5 protein-coding genes are annotated in these 6,329 nt (G+C 33.7%); 4 read left to right on the top strand and 1 reads right to left on the bottom strand.

Translation table 11 applies throughout. The annotated features are described in order from the left end of the window. Positions 1 to 72: 72 nt before the first annotated feature. Positions 73 to 867, bottom strand: coding sequence for a DUF6503 family protein (locus PW52_RS14685; RefSeq protein WP_044633731.1), 795 nt, complete (start codon positions 865 to 867; stop codon positions 73 to 75). Between the two features lie 82 nt (positions 868 to 949). On the opposite strand from PW52_RS14685, the gene PW52_RS14680 reads away from it, so the two are divergent. The 4 genes from PW52_RS14680 (at position 950) to PW52_RS14665 (ending at position 6,149) form a co-directional block, all read left to right on the top strand. Then, positions 950 to 1,747, top strand: coding sequence for a TrmH family RNA methyltransferase (locus tag PW52_RS14680; RefSeq protein WP_044633730.1), 798 nt, complete (start codon positions 950 to 952; stop codon positions 1,745 to 1,747). Between the two features lie 147 nt (positions 1,748 to 1,894). After that, positions 1,895 to 3,127, top strand: coding sequence for a M48 family metallopeptidase (locus PW52_RS14675; RefSeq protein WP_044633729.1), 1,233 nt, complete (start codon positions 1,895 to 1,897; stop codon positions 3,125 to 3,127). 12 nt (positions 3,128 to 3,139) lie between these two features. Next, on the top strand, positions 3,140 to 4,090 hold the full coding sequence (locus tag PW52_RS14670) for an alpha/beta fold hydrolase (RefSeq protein ID WP_044633728.1): 951 nt from the start codon (positions 3,140 to 3,142) through the stop codon (positions 4,088 to 4,090). A gap of 298 nt (positions 4,091 to 4,388) precedes the next feature. Continuing rightward, the gene (locus PW52_RS14665; RefSeq protein WP_044633727.1) at positions 4,389 to 6,149 is read left to right on the top strand and encodes a DEAD/DEAH box helicase; all 1,761 of its coding nucleotides are present in this window, start codon (positions 4,389 to 4,391) and stop codon (positions 6,147 to 6,149) included. Positions 6,150 to 6,329: the final 180 nt, after the last annotated feature.

Here is a 6,329-nt window from a genome sequence, read left to right as displayed (position 1 = left end):
TTCTGAAACAAGTTCAGAATGACAAGGATACTTTTTAAACTGCTTCTTTTTTTATAAATTTTTAAAGAACCTCTACTCTATTATTTTGCTTCCTTCTGGAGCTTCAAAAACAGAAGCATCTAGTTTAGCTTCATCAACTTTAGTGTTGTTAAAAGTTAAGGTTTTACGTAATTCGGTTGGCTTATTGTCTTCAACTTTATACCAAGAAATGGTTTTAGGTAATTTTAATCCGTTTAGATCTTCCCAAACGCCATATTTTATAAAACTAAACTTTTCACTTTTCGTTTTAGAACGAAATGTAACCGTGTAAGCTAACCATTCCATTTGATAAGTTTCGGCGTTGTAATATAAAATATATTCGTCGTCTGGCGACTCGCCAACACCCGCCTCATACGATATTTTAATCCCCGGATATGTAACACCTTCAAAAGTTAACGGTTCCGCTTCTTCGTAGTTAATACCGTCATCAGCCAAAACAAAAGGCATTGCGTAAAAGTAAAACATAAGGTTGTAATAAAATTTTGGATTGCCTTTATATTCATCTTCAAATTTATTTTTTAACCAAACATTTTCGCCATTAAATCCAATAGTATGTTTCTGCATGTCTATTATAGATTTTCTAGTTTTTAAGTCGGTTGTATGCTTTTCTTCTCCAGCCGGTTTAGTTATTAAAAACTCTAGTGTATTCATTTTATTCCAAGTATCAATTCCACCATGAGCATCAAAAACTTTGGTAATAGTTTCAGGATAAATACTTGTAGTTACATTTAAAGTTTCTTCCTTGTAATTTGGAGTTTCTTCCGATGTTTTTTGTTTACAGGAAATAAACAATGTTACCGTTAAAGCTAATAAGAATAAATTTTTCATTAAATATTATATTGGTTAATTTTTGTTTGTCGATTTAATATAATTGAAATTACATTAATTACAGTATTTTTGCATGTATTCTATGAAAACAATTTTAAGCACCCAAAACAAATACATTAAAGAGTTAGTTTCTTTAAAAGACAAATCGCGACAGCGCAAAAAAAGCGGATTATTTTTAATTGAAGGTGTTCGCGAAGTATCTCTTGCTTTAAAGGGGAATTACACCATTAGATCTATTCTGTTTTATCCTGAACTTTTTTCGGTTGAAGCCTTAACAAACTTAATTAATAACACCAAAATAGAAGTTATAGAAATATCGAAAGAGGTTTACGAAAAACTAGCCTACAGAAGTACAACCGAAGGTATTATTGCAGTTGCAGAAACTAAAAACCATGACATTTCCAACTTAACTTTAACCACCAAAACACCATTAATTTTAGTTGCTGAAGCTCCTGAAAAACCAGGAAACATTGGCGCAATTTTACGAACCGCCGATGCTGCTAATATTGATGCTGTAATTATTGCAAACCCCAAAACCGATTTATACAACCCAAATATTATTCGCTCGAGTGTTGGCTGCGTTTTTACTAATAATATAGCCACAGGAAGCACAGAAGCTATAATTGCTTTTTTAAAGGCAAACAACATTAATATTTATTCGGCAATTTTACAAGAATCGGTCCCTTATCACACCCAAGATTTCACAAAACCAACAGCTATTGTTGTTGGCACTGAAGCCACAGGGTTAAGTGAAGATTGGCGGGTAAACGCTACTCAAAACATTATTATACCTATGCAAGGCGAAATAGATTCTATGAATGTTTCGGTTGCAGCTGGAATTCTTATTTTTGAAGCTAAAAGACAGCGACAATTTAAGTAAACCCAATGTCAGTCTGAGCGGAGTCAAAGACCTTGAAAATCTAGGTTTTTTGTTTTTAAATTTCAAATCTAAATAATATAATAAATATACACTTCAACTGCGCTCAGTGTGACTAATAATTATATTTTAGCCTTATAAATAACACCAATGACAGCAAACACCCTATTCTACATAATAATAGCCATTATAAATATTAATTTTTTAGTTGATAAAATTTTAGATGCCCTAAATGCCAAACATTTTAACGACGCCCTACCTAGTGACTTACAAGATGTTTATGATGATGCCGAATACCAAAATTCGCAAAACTACAAAGCCACTAAATATAAGTTTGGGATTTTAACCTCAACCTTTTCAGTGGTTTTAACTTTAGCTTTTCTATTTTTTGATGGGTTCGAATTTGTTGATAATCTGGCTAGAAATTATAGTGAAAATCCCATAATAATTGCTTTAATTTTCTTTGGAATTATTATGATTGGAAGCGACATTTTAACAACACCGTTTTCGTATTATAGCACTTTTATTATTGAAGAAAAATTCGGATTTAACAAAACCACAAAAAAAACATTTGTATTAGATAAACTTAAAGGTTGGTTAATGAGTGCCATTTTAGGCGGTGGTATTTTAGCCTTAATTATTTGGTTCTACCAAATTACTGGCTCCTATTTTTGGTTGTACGCTTGGGGTTTAGTGACACTATTCACGGTTTTTATGAATATGTTTTACTCCAAACTTATTGTACCTCTTTTTAACAAGCAAACACCGCTAGAAGCTGGAGAATTACGCGATAAAATTTCGGCTTACGCAAAAACAGTTGGTTTTAAATTAGATAAAATTTTTGTGATAGATGGCTCCAAACGCAGCACAAAAGCCAACGCCTATTTTTCGGGTTTTGGTAGCGAAAAACGGGTTACGCTTTACGACACTTTAATTAACGATTTAAACGATGACGAAATTGTTGCTGTTTTAGCCCACGAAGTTAGTCATTATAAAAAGAAACATATTATTTTTAACCTTGTGGCCTCGGTTTTACTTACTGGCTTAACGTTATTTATACTATCGTTATTTATATCAAACCCTGTATTATCGAACGCTTTAGGGGTTGAAAAACACAGCTTTCATATTGCCTTAATTGCTTTCGGGATGCTTTACGCTCCTATATCGGAAATTACGGGTTTAATTATGAATGTGTTTTCCAGAAAATTTGAATATCAAGCGGACGATTATGCCAAAAACACTTACAAAGGAGAACCTTTAATTACATCACTTAAAAAGCTAAATAAAAATAGCCTCAGTAATTTAACACCACATCCAGCTTATGTATTTATGCATTACTCGCATCCTACGTTGTTACAGCGCATTCAAAATTTAAAAAAGTAAACACCCCAAACTATGCTAGTTAAACTTAATAAATTAACCTTAATTTTCACGCTTATTTTAATTACCAGCTGTTCCAATAAATACGATAAATTTAAAACCACCCCCGATTATATAAATAATGCTTCAGCTACAAAATTGGCTTATTACGAAGCTTATAACAACACTTTAAAATTATGGCAAGTTCCGTACGAAGAACTTTATGTACCAACATCGTTTGGAATAGCTCACGTTATTGTTTCTGGCAAAAATAATGGTGACCCAATTGTACTTCTTCACGGTATGAACGCTAGCTCTACAATGTGGTTTCCAAATGTTGAAATGCTCTCGAAAAACCATAAAGTATTTGCTATTGATTTTATTTTAGAACCAGGAAAATCCCAACTGCTAAAGGATATCGATGCTGTTGAAAGCGTAGTTGCATGGTACAACGAAATATTTAAGGCTCTAGAAATTGGTAGGTTTCACTTAATTGGAGCTTCACGAGGTGGTTGGCTGGCTGTTAATTTAGCATTAAATAACCAGGAGCAAATTAAAAGCTTAGCACTATTGAGTCCTGCACAAACGTTTTCATGGATTAAACCCAGTACAGATTTGCTTAAAAACATAGTCTCGCTTTTTTCATCAAAAGAAAAACAACTCAATCAAATGCTAGAAAGCATGTCTAACAATCCGGCTAACATCGATAAAACATACATAAACCAATATAAATTAGGCACTCAACTAGATAACCCAAATAAATTAATTACGGCAATGACACCGTTTTCTAAAAACGAGTTAAAATCCTTAAATATGCCAGTTTTAGTTTTAATTGGCGATAACGATGTTATTAACTCTACAAAAACCATAGAAATAGCGAACTCTCTTCCTAAAGGAAAAGGTGAAATTATTAAAAATGCAGGACACTTTTTATCGATAGATCAAGCCGAAGTTGTAAACAGTAAATTGATTAATTTTTTAGATTAAGATTTGTTCGTTTTGCAACTTCATAAAAAGGCATAACCATAAAGCATGTTAAAACGCTTAAATAAAAACGAATACAACTTTAGTTTTAAAGATTATTTTAGTCTTAATCTATCAATTCAAATAAAAGTGTATCTTTGCGCCTTGAAACTCAACATTATTAGACGCCGAATAATACTTCGGAATGAGTTTCGCTAAATTCCTCAGGGTGAGGATGTGTTACTAGAAGTTTGGTTTTAAGTATGTCGATTCGCTTCTTATGTAACACTACATAACAAATCGCATACATATTTAAAACAGAATGAGCACATTCCAAGATTTAGGTCTTAATGACGACCTATTACAAGGCATTACAGATTTAGGATTCGAAAAACCTAGTGAAGTACAAGAAAAAGCAATCCCTTTATTATTAAATTCAGAAGAAGATTTAGTGGCATTAGCTCAAACAGGAACTGGTAAAACAGCTGCTTTTGGTTTCCCAATGCTACAAAAAATTAACATAGATAGCCGTACTACTCAAGGCTTAATTTTATCGCCAACCCGAGAACTTTGTTTACAAATAGCTAGCGAAATGAAGCTTTACGGTAAACACTGTAAAGGTTTAAACGTCGTGGCTGTTTACGGTGGTTCTAGCATTACCGAGCAAGCACGCGAAATAAAACGTGGCGCACAGGTTATTGTTGCTACACCGGGTAGAATGAAAGACATGATTAGTCGCCGTTTGGTTGATATTACTAAAATAGAATATGCTGTTTTAGATGAAGCCGACGAAATGCTAAACATGGGCTTTAAGGAAGATATTACAGCTATTTTATCGCATACTCCAAACGAAAAAAACACCTGGTTATTTTCTGCAACCATGCCTAAAGAAGTAGCAGCTATTGCTAAAAACTTTATGCATAACCCACAAGAAATTACTGTGGGTCGTAAAAACGAAAGTACTACAAACGTATCGCACGAGTATTATTTAGTTAATGCCAGAGACCGCTACCAAGCTTTAAAACGTTTGGCAGATGCAAACCCAGATATTTTCTCGGTTATTTTCTGTAGAACCAAGCGCGACACCCAAAAAGTAGCCGAAAAGCTTATCGAGGATGGATACAACGCAGGTGCTTTACATGGCGATTTAAGCCAAAACCAACGTGATTTGGTAATGAACGCCTTTAGAAAAAACCAAATACAAATGCTAGTTGCTACAGACGTAGCGGCGCGTGGTATTGATGTAGATGATGTTACACACGTAATTAACTACCAATTACCAGACGAAATTGAAACGTACACACACCGTTCTGGCCGTACTGGTCGTGCCGGAAAAACCGGGGTTTCAATGGTTATTGTTAGCAAAAGTGAGGTTAGAAAAATTAAAAGTATTGAGCGTATTATAAAACGACAGTTCGACAAAAAAGAAGTACCAGATGGTATGGAAATTTGTGAAGTACAACTTATGTCGCTTGCCAACAAAATACACAACACCGAAATAAACCACGAAATTGATAAATACTTAACTAGTATTAACGAACTTTTTGAAGATACAAGTAAAGATGAATTAATTAAAAAATTCTTCTCGGTTGAGTTTACACGTTTTTATAACTATTACAAAAAAGCGCAAAATTTAAATATTGCAGAAGGTAGTAGCGATAGAGACGAAGGACGCTCTTACGGTGGTAGTAAAAACTCGACACGTTACTTTATTAATGTAGGTAGTAAAGATGGATTCGATTGGATGTCGTTAAAAGATTTTTTACGTGAGCAATTAGATTTAGGTAGAGACGATTTATTTAAAGTTGAAACTAAAGATAGTTTTTCATTTTTTAATACTGAAAAAGAATTACAAGAGAAAGTTTTAGCACATTTTACAGACTTTAAGCATAACGGACGTTTTGTAAACGTAGAAGTTTCAGAAAACCGAGGTGGCGGAAGACGCGACAGAAACCGTGGAAGAAAAAAAGATTCTCGTGGTGGCGGAAGACGCAGCGAAGGAAGATCATCGGGAGGTAACAACAAGCGCGCTAAATCTGGAGCAGGTTTTGGTGCTTCACGCCCAAGACGTTCTCGTAGATAATTAAATATAAGGAAAGGCTGTTTAAAATTTATTTGTGTGTTTCATATAGCACCACAAAACACCGGAAACCATTTCAATCTAAACTAGCTTTTATGGCTAAAAAACTTTAGGTTATAAATTAGTCCGAATTTTAAACAGCCTCTTTCGATAAGATTAAACTTTTTTGTTAATTTTAAGTCA

Origin of the sequence: Neotamlana sedimentorum (genome assembly GCF_000943565.1) — a bacterium.
GTDB classification, from domain to species: domain Bacteria; phylum Bacteroidota; class Bacteroidia; order Flavobacteriales; family Flavobacteriaceae; genus Neotamlana; species Neotamlana sedimentorum.
The sequence above is the reverse complement of the archived record's forward strand: the minus strand, read 5'-3'. Positions and strand labels throughout refer to the sequence as shown.

What these genes read in the sequence shown, in the direction of transcription:
- PW52_RS14685 (WP_044633731.1), bottom strand. Translation starts at nt 867, where the DNA reads ATGAAAAATTTATTCTTATTAGCTTTAACGGTAACATTGTTTATTTCC.
- PW52_RS14680 (WP_044633730.1), top strand. Translation starts at nt 950, where the DNA reads ATGAAAACAATTTTAAGCACCCAAAACAAATACATTAAAGAGTTAGTT.
- PW52_RS14675 (WP_044633729.1), top strand. Translation starts at nt 1,895, where the DNA reads ATGACAGCAAACACCCTATTCTACATAATAATAGCCATTATAAATATT.
- PW52_RS14670 (WP_044633728.1), top strand. Translation starts at nt 3,140, where the DNA reads ATGCTAGTTAAACTTAATAAATTAACCTTAATTTTCACGCTTATTTTA.
- PW52_RS14665 (WP_044633727.1), top strand. Translation starts at nt 4,389, where the DNA reads ATGAGCACATTCCAAGATTTAGGTCTTAATGACGACCTATTACAAGGC.